The following is a 15,136-nucleotide window of genomic DNA, read 5'->3' on the forward strand; positions in this document are numbered from 1 at the left end:
GGGAAGCTCCTCCAGTCCACACCCGAAAAAGCTCCGACCGCGCAAAAAACTCCGGGCCGCAAGCCCGGAGTTTTTTGTATTCCAACGGATCGTCTTAGGCAGTGGCGGGCTTGAAGGCCAGCGCCACGCCATTGATGCAGTGGCGCAGGCCCGTCGGCGCCGGGCCGTCGTCGAAGATATGGCCGAGATGGCCGCCGCAGCGGCGGCAATGGGCCTCGGTGCGGGTCATGCCGAGCGACCTGTCCACAGTGGTGCCGATGGCCTTGGGAATCTCCTGCCAGAAGCTCGGCCAGCCGGTGCCGGAATCGAACTTCGTCTCCGACGGATAAACCGGCAGGTCGCAGCCGGCGCAGGCGAAGATGCCCTTGCGATGTTCGTTGAGCAGCGGGCTGGTGCCGGGATATTCCGTGCCTTCCTTGCGCAGCACGTCGAAAGCGGCCGGTGACAGGATGGCTTTCCACTCAGCTTCGGTCTTGGTGACCTCGAACTTTTCTGCGGCCTGCGCGGCCTGCGGATTGCCCATGCGCAGCACTGTCGCCGCAGCCCCGACGACGCCGATGGCGGCTACACCGCTCAAAAGAAAGTCGCGACGGTTCATGACCAATTCCTCCTGTTGTCTGTTTGCCAAACTATACCGCCACGCGGAAATCAAAAGCCGGTGACGGTGCGCCCTCGAACGAACACTCCGCGCCGTCCCACATCTGGATGTGGGCGGCGCGGAGCGCGCAGGTCGATGGCGGATCCCGGGAGCGGGATCATGCAATCGGCGGAGGGCTCTTGCAGCCAGTTCGCCGGCAGCAAGCCCCCTGTTACATCTTCGACAAAAGAAGTTACATCTTAGGCAAAAGAACCTTGTCGATGACGTGGATGACGCCATTGGACTGTTCGACATCGGCGATCGTCACATTGGCGACATTGCCGTTCTCGTCGGTGACGGTGACCTTGCCGCCGTCGGCCTTGAGCGACAGTTCGCAGCCGCCGACAGTCTTGACCTTGTGGGCGCCGCCGTCAGCTTTGGCCATCGAGGCGACGTCCGCCCCCATCGCCTTGGCGCCGATGACATGGCAGGTCAGGATCTTGGTGAGCTTGTCCTTGTTCTCGGGCTTGAGCAGCGTCTCGACTGTGCCGGCCGGCAGTGCCGCGAAGGCGTCGTTGGTCGGCGCAAACACGGTGAACGGACCGGTGCCCTGCAGCGTTTCGACCAGGCCGGCGGCCTTCACAGCGGCGACCAGCGTCGTGTGGTCCTTCGAGTTCACGGCGTTTTCGACGATGTTCTTGTTGGCATACATGGCGGCGCCGCCGACCATCGGATTTTCGGCATAGGCGGCGGTTGCAAGGGCCGAAACGGCGATCGTACCGGCGAGCAAAAGGGTGGCGATTCTACGCATGATATCAAACTCCTCGGGTTTTTCTCTTCCCATCTTTGGGAACGCGAGGAGATACGGAACAAAAACGCGCGAGTTTCAGAAATATTGTGATTTTTTAAACTATAGATGCTTCCAGAGAGATTTTCGACCGCGACTGATCGTCGGCTAACATGCTGTCCAGGGGCATGTGTGGCAAAGGATAGACTTCAGGCAAGCTATTTTGAGTTTGCAGGCGCCAAGAGCCGATCAGATGCTCTTCAGATCGCCCGCGGCGACCACCGGTCCGGTCGGCTGACCGGTCGGCGAGCCGCCTGACGGCTCGAGGCTGACGGCGAGCACCGCGCCCTGGGCGAGCTTCTGCCGGGCCGCCGGCGAGACGATGATATGCGCCGTAGCGCCTGCCGGAATGACGCCCATCGAGACCGGTGGGTTCTTGCCTTCGATCATCCACAGCTCGAAGTCCTTGCCGGCGGCGCGCTCGCCGGAGACGTGCGACAGGCCGACTTCATGATGCGCGGCATCATAGACGGCGAGATATTTGACGTCGCTGCCTTCGGCGGCCAGCGAGGCGACGAGGCGCGCCTGGGGCTGCTCGACCGGCGGGTTGAGGAGGGGCACGGCGATGTAGATCGCCAGTGCGGCAACCGCCGCCGCGGCAAGACCACGCCAGAAGGCCAGGCTGGACCACAGGCCGCGCGGTTGAACGGGCGTCGTCATCGAAGCGGTGGAGGCGAACAGCCTGCGGTCGATCGCCGGCTTGACCGAAGTCGGCGGCTCGATTTCCGGATAGGCGGCAGCCAGCGGCGAAAAATTGACCTCCCAGCCGTCGACAAGGCGGGCGAAATCCGTCTCGGCGTCGATGCGACGGGAGGCGATCTGGCGTTCGTCGGCATCAAGCACGCCGAGAACGTATTCGGCGGCGAGCGGGTCGTCGCCTCCACGTTCCGGTCCTATGTCTTCTGCCAGCGTCATCTTTCCAGACATTCTCTGAGTTTCAACAGGCTGCGGCGCAGCCAGGTACGCATCGTGTTCAACGGCACGCCGTGGCGCTCCGCCAGTTCGGCATAGCTTTCGCCCTTGAGATAAGCACCCCGGACGGCCGCCGCCCGGTCCTTCTCCAATTCATCGAGGCAATGGTGGATGCGTTCGGATTCGTCGCCCGCCACCGCCATCGCTTCAGGCCCCGGCGCCGGATCGGCCACGTCGAGTGCGGCATCGATGTCGGCAGCAGGCTTGCGCCGCGCCCTGATGCGATCGATCGCATGATTGCGCGCGATCGCCACCAACCAGGAGATCGGGCTCAGGTCGGAGACGGCAAAACGATCCGCCTTCGTCCATATCTTGACGAAGACTTCCTGTAGAGCTTCTTCCGCATCTCCCCGGTCGTTCAATACACGAAGGCAGACGCCAAAAAGTTTCGCGCTGGTCTGCCGGTAGAGCAGATCGAACGCGGCCCGATCCTTCATCGAAGTCCGGACGATCAGCTTGGTGATGTCCTGCGGCGTCATCGCAGGCAAATTAGGCGATTGCGATATATTTGCAACGGCGGAAAACCTTGTGCACGCCTTAGCTTTGCGTGTCGCTAGCCCGGCACCGCCCGTCGATTGCCAATATAGTCGCCACTGGCTAGCTTGCTGTAGGGACGGGGAGCGCGCATGTCGGTCGAACATACACTGTGGGCGCAAGACGCCACCGGCCTCGCCGACCTGGTCCGCAAGGGCGACATTTCAGCCATCGAGCTGACCGAAGCCTCGATTGCCCGCGCCGAGGCCACCCGTCCCGACATCAACGCCACGGTCGAGCCGCTCTATGATGCCGCCCGCGCCCGCGCGAAGACCGTCGACCGCTCGCTGCCGCTGGCTGGCGTTCCATTCGCCATCAAGGATCTCGGCATCGCCATCAAGGGCGTGTCGACGCATGGCGGCAGCCGCATTCCGGCATGGCTGGCCGACGTCGATTCAGCGCTCACCGACCGCTATCTTGCCGCCGGGCTCATTCCGATCGTCACCTCGACGTCGCCGGAACACGGGCTGCGGCTGATGACCGAGTCCAAAGCCTTTGGCATCACCTGCAATCCGTGGAACACCGGCCATACCAGCGGTGGCTCGTCGGGCGGTGCGGCGGCATTGGTCGCCGCCGGCGTCGTGCCGGTGGCGCACGCCTCGGATGGCGGCGGCTCGATCCGCGTGCCTGCCGCCTGCACCGGGCTTGTCGGCCTGAAGACGTCGCGCGGCCGCACACCGCTGACGCCCCTGGTGAGCGAAAGCTGGTACGGCATGGTGGTCGACCATGCGCTCACCCGTTCGGTGCGCGATAGCGCCCTGCTGCTCGATCTCACCCACGGTCCCGACCTTTTGTCGCCCTATGCCGCGCCGCCGCCGAAAGGCACGTTCGCGGCGGCCGCAGCGCGCGATCCAGGCAAGCTCAGGCTGGCCGTGTACCGCAAATCACCGCTTGGCCTGCCGATCTCGGATGAGACGCTCAAAGCGCTCGACACGGCGGTGGCGCTTGCCCGCGAGGGCGGCCACACCGTCGAGGAGATCGACTTGCCATACATAGGGCGCGATTTCCTCGCCGGCTTCTGCAGGACGGTTGCCTCGGCCGTCGCCGGCACGATGAGGGCGGAGGCGCTGCGTGTCGGCCGTTCCGTTACGGGTGATGTCGAGCGGGCCACTCGCGTGCTCGGCAGGTTGGGCGAGATGCTGTCGGCCGGCGAAACCTATGCCGACTTGCAGCGGCTGCATGCCGCCTCGCGGCAGCTGATCGCGGAGACCGCTCCGTATGACGCCGTGCTGATGCCGATCATTGCCCATCCGCCGCTCGCCTGCGGCGCCATGGATCCGAAAGGCACCGACGAGTTCATTGAGAACCTGCTCGACAAGCTTCATCTGACGCCCTTGCTGAAGCTGAAGCCGTTCTTCGGCCAGTTGATGGACAAGAGCCTCTGGTTCACCCATTGGCCGGCGATCCAGAATGTCAGCGGCCAGCCGTCGATCGCACTGCCGGTCCATGTCACCGATGCCGGCCTGCCGCTCGGTATCCAGGCGGCGGGCCGCCCGGGTGATGAGGAGACGCTGCTGTCGCTCGCCGCGCAAATGGAAAAGATCTCGGGCTGGCTGGGCCGCAGGGCGCCGCTGAAGGTGCCGTCATGATGACGAGGTCGTGAGGCGCTCGAATATGACAGCAAAGCCATTTGCGGGGGGCGCCAATTCCCGCTAAGACGCCGCCGTCCTTACCGATCTCCAGGGAAACAAGCCGATGACGGAAATAACCGCCACCGCCGAAATGCAGGCGGCCCTGCTTTCACGGGCGCTGCCCTACATGCAGCGCTACGAGAACAAGACCGTTGTGGTGAAATATGGCGGCCATGCCATGGGCGATACCGAGCTCGGCAAGGCGTTCGCCCGCGACATCGCGCTCCTGAAGCAATCCGGCGTCAACCCGATCGTCGTCCATGGCGGCGGCCCGCAGATCGGCGCCATGCTGGCCAAGATGGGCATCGAATCCAAGTTCGAGGGCGGCCTGCGCGTCACCGACCAGAAGACGGTCGAGATCGTCGAGATGGTGTTGGCTGGTTCGATCAACAAGGAGATCGTGGCGCTGATCAACGCCGAGGGCGAATGGGCGATCGGCCTGTGCGGCAAGGACGGCAACATGGTGTTCGCCGAAAAGGCGCGCAAGACGATGATCGATCCGGACTCCAACATCGAGCGCGTGCTCGATCTCGGTTTTGTCGGCGAGCCTGTCGAGGTCGACCGTACCTTGCTCGACCTTCTGGCGCGCTCCGAAATGATCCCGGTGCTGGCGCCGGTGGCGCCCGGCCGCGACGGCCACACCTACAACATCAACGCCGACACCTTCGCCGGCGCTATTGCCGGCGCCTGCCAGGCGACACGCCTGCTGTTCCTCACCGATGTGCCGGGCGTGCTCGACAAGAACAAGAAGCTGATCGACGAGCTGACCGTGGCCGAGGCCAAGGCGCTGATCAAGGACGGCACGGTTTCGGGCGGGATGATCCCCAAGGTCGAAACCTGCATCGAAGCGATTGAGCGCGGCGTCGAAGGTGTCGTCATCCTCAACGGCAAGACGCCGCACTCGGTTCTGCTAGAGCTGTTCACCGAACACGGCGCCGGCACGCTGATCGTGCCCTGAGCGGCGGCCGATCTGTTGATCGTCCGTCGCCGATCGTTTAGGCAGATTGGGGAAGGCGCGCGATGACCTTGATCTCGAAATCGAAGCCCGCCAGCCAGTTCACGCCCACCGCGGTCCAGTTCGTATAGGGTGGTTCACCGAACGCCTTCTTTCGAACGGCGTCGATCGCCTCCCACTGCGCGGCAGGATCGGTATGGAACGTGGTCACGTCAACGATGTCGTCGAACGTGCCACCGGCCGCCTTCAGCACCGCCGCGAGATTGTCGAAGGCCAGCTGCACCTGCTTTTCGAAGACCGGCTCGGGCGACCCGTCCTCGCGGCTGCCGACCTGGCCAGAGACGAACAGAAGGTCGCCCGAGCGGATCGCCGCCGAATAGCGGTTGATCTCGTAGAGGGCCTGCCGGCCGGCAGGAAAGATCGCGTCGCGTTTGGTCATTTTCACTCCATTCAAAAATAAGGCAGGTCCGACCTCCTGATGATCGTGACGCGGCTTCGCCGAGAAGGCGAGCCGTTCGCAAAGGCTTCAGGGTTTGGATCGCTGCGCTGCACCAATCCGGGGCGTTACTGACATACGCACCGTATGACGGATGTGGGTACATACGCTGCGTATGTCAATGCCCATTCGTCGCGTAGGATTAGAAGATTGCCAAGCACTCTCAGGCGCGCGGTGAAATCGTAATCTCGGGCGGTGCTGGCTTGCGCACTGCACGTCGAACGGTCATCGCCTCCTCCTCGGCGTCCTGCGGCGCGCCCCAGAACTCGGCAAGTGTCGGGCCGTCTTTCACCCTGATATCGCGGGCCAGAAAGCCCCACACCTCGCGGAACCAGACGCGGCGGCCCATCTGCGTATACCAGCGCATCGAATGGCGCTGCTCCGGATCCTTGTGAAACAGGATGCGCGCCAGCGCCTTCGGCCGCGATTGCACCGCCAGTTCGATCAGCTTGACGCTGAAGAACAGCATCCACGGTTTCAGACGCGTCATCCGCAGCACCTGATGCTTGTAGTCCCACAGGCGTGCGTCCTGCTGGATCACCTTGCGATCCCGCGCGATCCTGAAGAACGGCGTCCAGCGATGCGGCGTCACATAAAGCGCCTGGATCTGGTCCGGGTCGTAGGCGATGAGCTGCCGGAAGCCGCGCCACAGGTCGCGAAACCCCTCATCCTCGAAGCCGGCCACCCAGGTCGCCATCGACAGGATGCCGTTGAGGCGCAACAGCCTTATCGCCTCGCGGTCGGATGAGGTGCTGCCGCCCTTGCGGATCAATTGAAGCGTCCGCTCGTCGGTGTTTTCCATGCCGAGCAGCCAGCGGATGATGCCGGCCTTGCGGTAGAGATGCAGGATGTCGGCATCGCGCACGATGTCGTCGGCTCGGGTCGAGCCGACGATCAGCACCGGCACATTCTCGGTGATCAGGGCGTCGAGGAAGGCGCGCCATGCCTTCTTCGAAACCGTCGGATTCTCGTCGGCAAGATTGATCAGCTCGACGCCGTGCTCGCGGTGCAGCCAGGCGATCTCTTGCGCGAATTTCACTGGATCGCGATGCCGCCAACGGGTCCAGAAGCCGCGCTGGCCGCAATAGTTGCACAGATGCGGGCAGCCGCGCGAAAACTGCATGACCACGGCACGCTTGCCGCCCCAATAGCTATAGTGGGAGTGGTCAACGAGCTCCCAGCCGACGCGGTAGGCATCGAGGTCGGCAATGGTCATGGCAGGCTGCGTGGCAAAGGGACGGCGCAGATCGTCGCGATAGGCGATGCCGGCCACGCTCGCCGGCTGCTGGTGCATTTCCAGCGCCTCGACCAGCGCCACGACGGTCGCCTCGCCCTCGCCGCGCACGATGAAGTCGAAGACGTCCGTAGCGGCCAGGATGTCGCGCCAGTGATAGGTCGGGAAGACGCCGCCATAGATGACGATGGTCGCCGGCTCATGCTGCTTGATCAACTCAGCGATCAGCAAGGCGGTGGGGTGCGCCGAGGTCGAGCCGGAGTGGCCGATCAGGACAAAATCGGGATGGTCCTCCAGAGCGTTGCGCACGACGCCGTCGAGCGGCATCGGTCCGATTTCGGCGTCGACAAGGCGCACCTCATGGCCGGCATCGATCAGCGGGCCGCCGAGTGCCAGCAGACCGAGCGGCGGCAGGTGATCGTCGGGCACGCGGCTGCCGATGGCGGTGTGCGGCGGATTGATCAGGACGATTTTCATGGCGGACCTCCTGGGCATTTGGTCCGCGCAAACTGGCCGGCGATGTGGACACGCGCTTGGCTAGTTCCAGCAGTTTGCGTGCAGCTTTCCCGCAAGAATACGGAAGGCAGGCATCGTCATCGCCTGAGGTGGGCGAGCGGCACGTGGCCGGGTCCCTTGATGTTCTGCAGCACGAGCTGGGTGTGGACGTCGCGCACGCCGTCGAGCCGCATCAGCCGATGCATGACGAAGGCGTTGAGTTCGTCGACCGACGGCACCATGACATGCAGCAGGAAATCGTGGTCGCCGGTCATCGTCCAGCACGAGGACACCTCATCCATGCGCTGGACGGCGGCGATGAAGCTTTCGGGCGAGCCGTCACTGTGGCTGACAAGGCGCACCTGGATGAACACCTCGACCATCAGCCCGACCGCGCGCCGGCTGATCACCGCGGCAAAGCCCTTGATGATGCCGGCCTCCTGCAACGCCTCGAAACGCCGCGCGCACGGCGTCGTCGACAGGCCGATCTCTTGCGCCAATTCGGACACCGGCTTGCGCCCGTCGCGCTGCAGGACATCGAGCATCTTGATCTCGAAATCGTCGAATTGAGGCATTTGCACTCCTTATAGACATTTTATGGGTGAATCTTATCTCGATTTCTGCCTTCGAGCTACCATCAAAACCGATTTGCCTCGGCAAATCCGGTTAATCTTGAGCAGGTCAACCATTCATGATTTGCGAGGAGAAAACCATGACGACGATGAGCGTTGCCGAATACGCCCGCGATTGCGCGGCGCAAGGCCTTCGCGGCGACTATTCGGTCTGCCGAGCCGATTTCACCGTGGCGCAGGGTTACGATTACAGCGCCGAGGAGCAGGCGGTGTGGCGCACGCTGTGCGACCGCCAGACCAAACTGACGCGCAAGCTCGCCCACCATTCCTATCTCGACGGCGTCGAAAAGCTCGGCCTGCTCGATCGGATTCCCGATTTCGCAGACGTCAGCACCAAGCTGCGCAAGCTGACCGGCTGGGAGATCGTTGCCGTGCCCGGTCTCATCCCCGCCGCACCGTTCTTCGACCATCTCGCCAATCGCCGGTTCCCGGTCACCAACTGGCTACGGACCAGGCAGGAGCTCGACTACATCGTCGAGCCGGATATGTTCCACGACTTCTTCGGCCACGTGCCGGTGTTGTCGCAACCGGTGTTCGCCGATTTCATGCAGATGTATGGCCGCAAGGCCGGCGACATCATTGCGCTGGGCGGTGACGAGATGATCACCCGGCTCTACTGGTACACTGCCGAATACGGCCTGATCCAAGAGGCCGGCCAGCCGCTGAAGGCTTTTGGCGCCGGCCTGATGTCGTCGTTCACGGAATTGCAGTTCGCGGTCGACGGCAAGGACGCCCACCACGTGCCCTTCGACCTGGAGACAGTGATGCGGACCGGCTACGAGATCGACAAGTTCCAGCGCGCCTATTTCGTGCTGCCGTCGTTTGACGCCTTGCGCGATGCCTTCCAGACCGCCGACTTCGAGGCGATCGTCGCTCGCCGCAAGGGACAGCCGGCGCTCGATCCGGCGGCGGTTTAGCAAATCCGGGACCAGCGTTTAGGGCGTTCCGCCCGGAATTAGGCTAAGAGTTCTATTTCCGCGCCGTCATATCAGGATAGGCCATGATGCATCCGAAAGGATGCTCATGGCCTGCCCGACTCGGCATGGATGCGACGGGCGAGTGCCAAAATGGCTCGTCATCCCACACGCTTTGATCCCGCTGGGGCTATTGCATGGCAGACGGGTTCATCCATAGAAACTCCCAGACGTTTCCGTCGGGATCTTCGATGTGGCGGTTGAACATGAAACCGAGATCCTGCGCTGGATTGGGATCAGCGCGACCACCTGCCGCCACGCCCTTTTCGATTACGGCATTGACCTCATCCTTGCTGTCTGTGGTGAGCGCTATCAGCATCTGGCTGTCACGCTTGGGGTCACCGATCTGCCGCGCCGTGAACTGGCTGTAATGCCCGTGCGTAAGCAACATGACCCCAATGGAGTCTGAGAACATGATCGAGCTGGCCTGGTCGTTCGAGAACTGCGGATTCAGCGTGCCGCCAATCGCGAGATAAAAGTTGGTGGCTGCCTGCAGATCGCGCACCGGCAGATTTATAAAGATCATCTTGGTCATCGGTCTAAGCCTTGCATTTCGTTGACAGGTACTAGCCAGTCCAGTACCGTTTCCATGGCTGTCATGCAGGAACGGTACCGTCTAGTACTGGTTGAGAGGTGCCATGAAAATCGACGGTGAGACCAGGTCAGCGCGCAAGGATCGTGAAATCATCCAGGCGGCCACGGCGGCGTTCATCGGTAAGGGTTATGATGGGACCAGCATGGAGGAAATCGCCACCAGGGCGGGCGCTTCCAAGCAGACCGTCTACAAGCATTTCACGGACAAGGAGACGCTTTTCGGCGAAGTCGTTCTGGCAACCGCTACCCAGGCCAACGATATTATCGAGTCCGTGACGACGCTGCTTTCCGAGTCGAAATTCATGGAAGGCGGCCTGCAGCAGCTTGCCAGACGTTTGATAGCGATTCTCATGGATGAAGAGTTGTTGAAGCTGCGGCGCCTAATTATCGCCAACGCGGATCGAATGCCGCAGCTTGGCCGCAGTTGGTACGAAAAGGGCTTCGAGCGCATGCTTGGCTCAATGGCTTCCTGCTTTCAAAAGCTCACCAGTCGAGGGCTTATACAAACCAGCGACCCCTATCTGGCAGCCAGCCATTTTTTTGGGATGCTTCTTTGGATCCCCATGAATCAAGCTATGTTCACTGGAAGCAACCCGCGCTCCAAGGTCGAACTTGAACGGCACGCGGATGCCTCGGTGGAGGCGTTTCTTGTCGCCTATGGGGTCCCGCCGAAATAATCCGTTCCCTGCCGACATTTGCAGTAACGCCGCGAATACACTGCACCCCTATCGCCCAGGGGCATCCGACCCCTCGGCCTTCAGCCGCGCCAGCTGGTCGCGCTGCAGGTCGAGGGCGGCGTTGACAAAGCGCGATATGGTGGCGAGTTCGGCGTCGCTGAAGATGGCGATCACCTTTTCGCCCTCCCGCGCGATGGCACCGTAGTAGCGCGCCGACAGTTCACGCGTGGTCTCGGTCGCCTCTATCACTACCTTGCGCCTGTCCTCGAGACTGCGCGTGCGCGTCAGCAGGCCGCGCGCCTCCAGCCGGTCGATCAGCGCGGTCACAGCCGCCGGCGTCAGCCCGGTCGCCGTGGCGATTGCGCCAGCAGATTGCGGTCCACCATGGAGCAGCCCGATGCAATGGCGCTCGGCCATATTCAGCCCAAGCCTCACGCCCACCGCCTCGTCATAGGCCTGCGTCGCGTCCTGCCATTGCATGACGGCAAGGCCGATTGCCGTCGTCAGTACGGTGCGATTGTCGCTTGACGAATTTAGTTCGATCATCTAACTATCAATCTGTTTAACATTTAGACTATCTCAGCAATATGTGGCCGCAGTGCCTGCAAGGCAAGAGCCGGTCGCCGACAAGGAGTGAAAAATGAGCTTGATTCAACAGCGGGCGCCCCTCTCGCATGAGGAGGAGTACAAATATGCCAAGCTGGCAATGGAATGGTATGGCTGGGGATCCCCCCATCGGTCTCGGCATTCTGCTCGTTTCGTTGGCCGCGGCCGCCGTGCTGGTTCGCATCGCTGTCTACGGTCTTTGAGCCATGTCGTGCATCTGCCGGCGTCATCACCGGCGCCGGCTTGTGCCTCAATCCCAAAAGCTGCCGTGGTACCGTCAGGCGGTGACCACCTTGCTCAGATGGTCGCCCAGCCGGCAGGCCAGCGCGGTGATCGTCGTCGTCGGGTTGCATTGGCCCGATGTGCAGAACACCGATGAGCCGCCGACATAGAGATTGTCCATGCCGTGCACCTTGCAGTTGGCGTCGACGACGCTCCTGGTGACGTCCGTGCCCATGCGCGTGCCGCCCATATGGTGATGGCCCGCCGTCTCGTCATTGGTCGGGTAGTCCTGACTGTTGGCGATCCAGTCGGCGATGCGCACGCGGCCGAGATTCTTCTCGATCATCGTCGTGCCGAACAGTCTGAGCCCTTCGAGCAGGGTGCGGCGTTCCATCTCCGATTTCTTCCAGTGCAGCTCGATGCGCGGCACGCCGGCGTGGTCGACATCGGTCTTCGACAACTCGACCTGGTTGGAGGCGAGCGGCGCCTGTTCCCAGGCGACATAGAGCTGCGCCGCGCAGCGCAGCCTCTGGCTGAGCTTGGAGGACATCCATTCGGCCATGTTGGGCGCCGTGCAGGCGAGATCGGCGATGAGGTTCTTGACGCCGGGATACGGCGTTTCGATCAGCCTGATGCCGAAGTTCATGATCTGCAGGCGCTCCACAGCGGCAAGCGTCGGCGAAAAGAAGGCCTCGTTGACGGCATCGACCTCGAACGCGCCATAGTCGGCCAGGATGGCGTTGCCGCCCTGGAAGGTCGGATGCTCCATCCAGTAGCGGCCAAGCGCCGTTGCGTTCGGCACGACGCCGCCGTTCGAGCGTTGGTTCGACCACAGAAGCAGCCGCGAATTCTCCAGTCCGCCGGTGCAGACGATGAAATAGTCGGCGCTGAAGGAGCCGGCATCCTGCCGATTCGACCACAGCCTGGCGCCCGTCACGCGTCTGCCGTCGCCGGCAAGTTCGGTGGCACAGGTGTTGAGCACCACGGCAATGTTGCTGGCTTTGTCGAGTTCGTCGCCGAACTTCTCGGCGAAGCGCACAGCCGGGCTCTTGATCAGCTGTACCCAGCGAATGTCGTCCGAGATCGGCATGTCCGGCCGGAAGGCCGGAAGGTCGAGAATATCGCGCACTTCCGGCAGATAGGGCTCGATGTCGGCGCGGCGGATCGGCCAGCCCGTATCGGGCACCCAGGCCTTCGGCTCGAAATCCTGTTTGTCGAGCACGCGGCACCAGCCTGCCCAGTGGTTGGAACTGCCACCCATGAAGCGCAACCGGGTGATGTCGAGATCGAAATAGAAATCGCCGGCCGTGGTGCCGCGGTAGAAATCCTGCGACTCGTCGCTGAACTCACGCGAGCCGGCCTCCATCACCACGACCGGAATGCCGGCGGCGCCGAGCTTGCGGGCAATGGTTGTGCCGGCCGGGCCGGAGCCGAGGATGCAGACCTTGGGGGTGAAGTTCGCGGCGCGATACGCTTCGTAGCTGTCGAAGATCATGCCAGGTCGCTCCGCTTCAGGATCCAGCCGTTGATCTCGACGATCTCGTTCGGGTCGGCCCCGGATGGATCGGCTTGGGATGGACCGGGACGGGCGCCATCGGCATCGGGCAGCTTGCGGAACATCGACAGGGCCGGCAGTGCGATCAGCGCCTGCACGAGCGTGCGGCGTGACATTTTTTCGATGAAGAAACTCATGACCAGTCTCTCGGGTTAGGGCCTCGACTACGCATGGCAATCCCGGAATGACAGTTCCCTGAACGACACATGCCTCGCTGCAGAAGCCAATATCGTGCCAAGCTTCACCACAAAGCCGCGAAAACCCGGTTAGACGGGTGCAACCAAGTGCAAGCAGGGTTAGAATTTTCTTAACGGGCCAGCGTATCGGCCGCCTGATCAGGCCGCTTCGGAAATGTCCGTGTCGAGGATCGTCAGGTTGCGGCCCCGGTGCTTGGCCTGGTAGAGGCGCCGGTCGGCGGCGCGCATCAGGTCCGATACGCTGACATCCTCGCCACAGACGGTGCCGCCGATGCTGACCGTGAGCGGAATGGTCCGCTCGTCGACGGGCCGGAAGCGGATCAGCTCGACTTCGCGACGAATGCGCTCGGCGACGCGCTTGGCCTCCTGTTCGGTGGCACCGACCAGGAAGCCGCCGAACTCCTCGCCGCCGATGCGGCCGAGCACATCGCCGCTGCGCACGCCGCGCTGGATCGCGCTGGCGATCAAAAGCAGCGCATCATCGCCGGTCAGGTGGCCAAAATTGTCGTTGATCTTCTTGAAGTGGTCGGCGTCGATGATCAGCAACGCACCGCGATCGGACTTGCGGCGCGAACCGTCCAGCGCGGCAAAGAAGCTTTCCCGGTTGAGCATGCCGGTCATGTCGTCGCGGCTCGCCTTTTCCGCCAGACGGCGATGTGCGGCGGCAAGCTGGGCATGAGCGCGAGCGAGGTCGCGATGCGCGTTTTTCAGCCTGTCGCTTTGCCAGAAAGTGCTTGCGCTGGCGGCCCATGCCAGCACCAGCGGACAGAGCGTGGAGGTCAGCCAGATCGTGCGGTTGACCGGAAATCCCATCGCCGGAACGATGATCAGCGTCAAAAGGAGGGAGGCCGCGACAGAGGCGAAAGCAACGGCGGCGGATCTCAGAATTATGCTGTTCATCGCTTGCTCCCACAAGACTGTCTCTGTGCCAGCAAGCCCTGAAGGCCACCTTTCCCGGATGCCTAAAATTTGAATCGTGAGGCGATTTACGCAACCTCAACGAGCAGAAGTTGTGGATAAAGTCTCTTTCAGGCGGCCCGTTTCATGCCATAAGGATCGCATGACCACGCTCCCTGATCCCGCCCGCTTCGCCCATGTCACCGATTGGGTGTTCGACCTCGACAACACGCTCTATCCGCATCATTCGAATCTGTTCTCGCAGATCGACGTCAAGATGACCGCCTATGTCGGCGAACTTCTGGCGCTGCCGCGCGACGACGCGCGCAAGTTGCAGAAGGAACTCTACCGCGAATATGGAACGACGCTGAACGGACTGATGACGCGCCACGGCATCGACCCCGACGATTTCCTCGAGAAGGTCCATGACATCGATTATTCATGGCTGGTGCCAGATCCCGTCCTTGGCACCGCCATCCGCCAGCTCCCGGGCCGCAAATTCATCTTCACCAATGGCGACCGCAGGCACGCCGAACGCACCGCGCGCCAACTCGGCATCCTCGACCATTTCGACGACATCTTCGACATCGTCGCTGCCGGGCTCAATCCCAAGCCGGCACGCCAGACCTATGAGAAGTTCGCGGAACTCCACGCCGTCACTGGCCACAATGCGGTGATGTTCGAGGACCTTGCCCGCAACCTTTCGGTGCCGAAGTCGCTGGGCATGACCACAGTGCTTATCGTGCCGCGCAATTTCGAGCCGACCTTTTCCGAGATCTGGGAGCGCGACCCAGCCAACGAGGATGACGTCGATTTCGTCACCGACGACCTCGCGACGTTTCTCACGGCGATTGTGGAGGAGGGGGTAGGAAATTGAAGAATTGAAGAGCTGACGAATTGGGGAATTGATTCGGACGTAGAGATCGCAATTCCCTCATTCTTCAATTCGTCGACCGTGAACTATCCGCAAGCCGTTGATCTGGCATGTTGATTGAGGCGGATAGCGGCTTTTGGATTGCAGGATTGGCGGCTTATGGGGGC

General features: G+C 62.3%; 17 protein-coding genes. 5 read left to right on the forward strand and 12 right to left on the reverse strand.

Features of this window, described 5'->3' with window-relative positions; genetic code table 11:
* Positions 1-94 precede the first annotated feature (94 nt).
* From msrB to NKI38_RS24475, 4 genes are all read right to left on the reverse strand, one after another.
* The gene (msrB, locus tag NKI38_RS24460; RefSeq protein WP_352661773.1) at positions 95-598 is read right to left on the reverse strand and encodes a peptide-methionine (R)-S-oxide reductase MsrB; all 504 of its coding nucleotides are present in this window, start codon (positions 596-598) and stop codon (positions 95-97) included.
* Between the two features lie 232 nt (positions 599-830).
* The gene (locus NKI38_RS24465) at positions 831-1,388 is read right to left on the reverse strand and encodes a fasciclin domain-containing protein (protein ID WP_352661776.1); all 558 of its coding nucleotides are present in this window, start codon (positions 1,386-1,388) and stop codon (positions 831-833) included.
* A gap of 225 nt (positions 1,389-1,613) precedes the next feature.
* Complete coding sequence (locus NKI38_RS24470) at positions 1,614-2,339, reverse strand: anti-sigma factor (protein WP_352661817.1); 726 nt, start codon at positions 2,337-2,339, stop codon at positions 1,614-1,616.
* Positions 2,336-2,875, reverse strand: a complete 540-nt coding sequence (locus NKI38_RS24475; RefSeq protein ID WP_013528490.1) for a sigma-70 family RNA polymerase sigma factor — start codon at positions 2,873-2,875, stop codon at positions 2,336-2,338. The genes NKI38_RS24470 and NKI38_RS24475 overlap by 4 nt, the downstream gene beginning before the upstream one ends.
* A gap of 147 nt (positions 2,876-3,022) precedes the next feature.
* On the opposite strand from NKI38_RS24475, the gene NKI38_RS24480 reads away from it, so the two are divergent.
* The gene (locus tag NKI38_RS24480; protein ID WP_352661778.1) at positions 3,023-4,519 is read left to right on the forward strand and encodes an amidase; all 1,497 of its coding nucleotides are present in this window, start codon (positions 3,023-3,025) and stop codon (positions 4,517-4,519) included.
* A gap of 106 nt (positions 4,520-4,625) precedes the next feature.
* Positions 4,626-5,519 carry an acetylglutamate kinase gene (gene argB, locus NKI38_RS24485; RefSeq protein WP_352635618.1) on the forward strand — a complete coding sequence of 298 codons (894 nt, stop codon included), beginning with the start codon at positions 4,626-4,628 and terminating at the stop codon, positions 5,517-5,519.
* Between the two features lie 37 nt (positions 5,520-5,556).
* On the opposite strand, the gene NKI38_RS24490 is transcribed toward argB, so the two are convergent.
* The 3 genes from NKI38_RS24490 to NKI38_RS24500 all read right to left on the reverse strand — a co-directional run bounded on the left by NKI38_RS24490 (position 5,557) and on the right by NKI38_RS24500 (position 8,316).
* Positions 5,557-5,955: a RidA family protein gene (locus NKI38_RS24490; RefSeq protein ID WP_352661781.1), complete on the reverse strand. Its 399-nt coding sequence runs from the start codon at positions 5,953-5,955 to the stop codon at positions 5,557-5,559.
* 220 nt (positions 5,956-6,175) lie between these two features.
* The gene (gene bchE, locus NKI38_RS24495; protein ID WP_352661783.1) at positions 6,176-7,723 is read right to left on the reverse strand and encodes a magnesium-protoporphyrin IX monomethyl ester anaerobic oxidative cyclase; all 1,548 of its coding nucleotides are present in this window, start codon (positions 7,721-7,723) and stop codon (positions 6,176-6,178) included.
* 116 nt (positions 7,724-7,839) lie between these two features.
* Positions 7,840-8,316, reverse strand: a complete 477-nt coding sequence (locus NKI38_RS24500) for an Lrp/AsnC family transcriptional regulator (protein ID WP_127296467.1) — start codon at positions 8,314-8,316, stop codon at positions 7,840-7,842.
* Between the two features lie 137 nt (positions 8,317-8,453).
* Here NKI38_RS24500 and phhA point away from each other — a divergent pair, with 137 nt between their 5' ends.
* Positions 8,454-9,290, forward strand: coding sequence for a phenylalanine 4-monooxygenase (gene phhA / locus NKI38_RS24505; RefSeq protein WP_352661787.1), 837 nt, complete (start codon positions 8,454-8,456; stop codon positions 9,288-9,290).
* Positions 9,291-9,477: 187 nt separating this feature from the next.
* On the opposite strand, the gene NKI38_RS24510 is transcribed toward phhA, so the two are convergent.
* On the reverse strand, positions 9,478-9,882 hold the full coding sequence (locus NKI38_RS24510; RefSeq protein WP_352661790.1) for a VOC family protein: 405 nt from the start codon (positions 9,880-9,882) through the stop codon (positions 9,478-9,480).
* A gap of 103 nt (positions 9,883-9,985) precedes the next feature.
* Here NKI38_RS24510 and NKI38_RS24515 point away from each other — a divergent pair, with 103 nt between their 5' ends.
* Complete coding sequence (locus NKI38_RS24515; RefSeq protein ID WP_352661793.1) at positions 9,986-10,618, forward strand: TetR/AcrR family transcriptional regulator; 633 nt, start codon at positions 9,986-9,988, stop codon at positions 10,616-10,618.
* Positions 10,619-10,666: 48 nt separating this feature from the next.
* On the opposite strand, the gene NKI38_RS24520 is transcribed toward NKI38_RS24515, so the two are convergent.
* The 4 genes from NKI38_RS24520 to NKI38_RS24535 all read right to left on the reverse strand — a co-directional run bounded on the left by NKI38_RS24520 (position 10,667) and on the right by NKI38_RS24535 (position 14,098).
* Entirely contained in the window at positions 10,667-11,164 is a 498-nt protein-coding gene (locus NKI38_RS24520; RefSeq protein ID WP_352661796.1) for a MarR family winged helix-turn-helix transcriptional regulator, read from the reverse strand.
* A gap of 337 nt (positions 11,165-11,501) precedes the next feature.
* On the reverse strand, positions 11,502-12,941 hold the full coding sequence (locus NKI38_RS24525) for a GMC oxidoreductase (RefSeq protein WP_352661799.1): 1,440 nt from the start codon (positions 12,939-12,941) through the stop codon (positions 11,502-11,504).
* Positions 12,938-13,138: a hypothetical protein gene (locus NKI38_RS24530; RefSeq protein ID WP_352661802.1), complete on the reverse strand. Its 201-nt coding sequence runs from the start codon at positions 13,136-13,138 to the stop codon at positions 12,938-12,940. The genes NKI38_RS24525 and NKI38_RS24530 overlap by 4 nt, the downstream gene beginning before the upstream one ends.
* Before the next feature lie 198 nt (positions 13,139-13,336).
* Positions 13,337-14,098 carry a GGDEF domain-containing protein gene (locus NKI38_RS24535; protein WP_352661805.1) on the reverse strand — a complete coding sequence of 254 codons (762 nt, stop codon included), beginning with the start codon at positions 14,096-14,098 and terminating at the stop codon, positions 13,337-13,339.
* A 160-nt stretch (positions 14,099-14,258) separates the two neighbouring features.
* Here NKI38_RS24535 and NKI38_RS24540 point away from each other — a divergent pair, with 160 nt between their 5' ends.
* Positions 14,259-14,972 carry a pyrimidine 5'-nucleotidase gene (locus tag NKI38_RS24540; protein WP_352635605.1) on the forward strand — a complete coding sequence of 238 codons (714 nt, stop codon included), beginning with the start codon at positions 14,259-14,261 and terminating at the stop codon, positions 14,970-14,972.
* Positions 14,973-15,136 lie beyond the last annotated feature (164 nt).

The sequence above is a fragment of the Mesorhizobium sp. M0621 genome, assembly GCF_040320745.1.
Taxonomy (GTDB): Bacteria; Pseudomonadota; Alphaproteobacteria; order Rhizobiales; family Rhizobiaceae; genus Mesorhizobium.

What these genes read in the sequence shown, in the direction of transcription:
- NKI38_RS24500 (WP_127296467.1), bottom strand. Translation starts at nt 8,316, where the DNA reads ATGCCTCAATTCGACGATTTCGAGATCAAGATGCTCGATGTCCTGCAG.
- NKI38_RS24540 (WP_352635605.1), top strand. Translation starts at nt 14,259, where the DNA reads ATGACCACGCTCCCTGATCCCGCCCGCTTCGCCCATGTCACCGATTGG.
- NKI38_RS24465 (WP_352661776.1), bottom strand. Translation starts at nt 1,388, where the DNA reads ATGCGTAGAATCGCCACCCTTTTGCTCGCCGGTACGATCGCCGTTTCG.
- NKI38_RS24515 (WP_352661793.1), top strand. Translation starts at nt 9,986, where the DNA reads ATGAAAATCGACGGTGAGACCAGGTCAGCGCGCAAGGATCGTGAAATC.
- bchE (WP_352661783.1), bottom strand. Translation starts at nt 7,723, where the DNA reads ATGAAAATCGTCCTGATCAATCCGCCGCACACCGCCATCGGCAGCCGC.
- NKI38_RS24520 (WP_352661796.1), bottom strand. Translation starts at nt 11,164, where the DNA reads ATGATCGAACTAAATTCGTCAAGCGACAATCGCACCGTACTGACGACG.
- NKI38_RS24470 (WP_352661817.1), bottom strand. Translation starts at nt 2,339, where the DNA reads ATGACGCTGGCAGAAGACATAGGACCGGAACGTGGAGGCGACGACCCG.
- NKI38_RS24525 (WP_352661799.1), bottom strand. Translation starts at nt 12,941, where the DNA reads ATGATCTTCGACAGCTACGAAGCGTATCGCGCCGCGAACTTCACCCCC.
- NKI38_RS24480 (WP_352661778.1), top strand. Translation starts at nt 3,023, where the DNA reads ATGTCGGTCGAACATACACTGTGGGCGCAAGACGCCACCGGCCTCGCC.
- NKI38_RS24510 (WP_352661790.1), bottom strand. Translation starts at nt 9,882, where the DNA reads ATGACCAAGATGATCTTTATAAATCTGCCGGTGCGCGATCTGCAGGCA.
- argB (WP_352635618.1), top strand. Translation starts at nt 4,626, where the DNA reads ATGACGGAAATAACCGCCACCGCCGAAATGCAGGCGGCCCTGCTTTCA.
- NKI38_RS24475 (WP_013528490.1), bottom strand. Translation starts at nt 2,875, where the DNA reads ATGACGCCGCAGGACATCACCAAGCTGATCGTCCGGACTTCGATGAAG.
- msrB (WP_352661773.1), bottom strand. Translation starts at nt 598, where the DNA reads ATGAACCGTCGCGACTTTCTTTTGAGCGGTGTAGCCGCCATCGGCGTC.
- NKI38_RS24530 (WP_352661802.1), bottom strand. Translation starts at nt 13,138, where the DNA reads ATGAGTTTCTTCATCGAAAAAATGTCACGCCGCACGCTCGTGCAGGCG.
- NKI38_RS24490 (WP_352661781.1), bottom strand. Translation starts at nt 5,955, where the DNA reads ATGACCAAACGCGACGCGATCTTTCCTGCCGGCCGGCAGGCCCTCTAC.
- phhA (WP_352661787.1), top strand. Translation starts at nt 8,454, where the DNA reads ATGACGACGATGAGCGTTGCCGAATACGCCCGCGATTGCGCGGCGCAA.
- NKI38_RS24535 (WP_352661805.1), bottom strand. Translation starts at nt 14,098, where the DNA reads ATGAACAGCATAATTCTGAGATCCGCCGCCGTTGCTTTCGCCTCTGTC.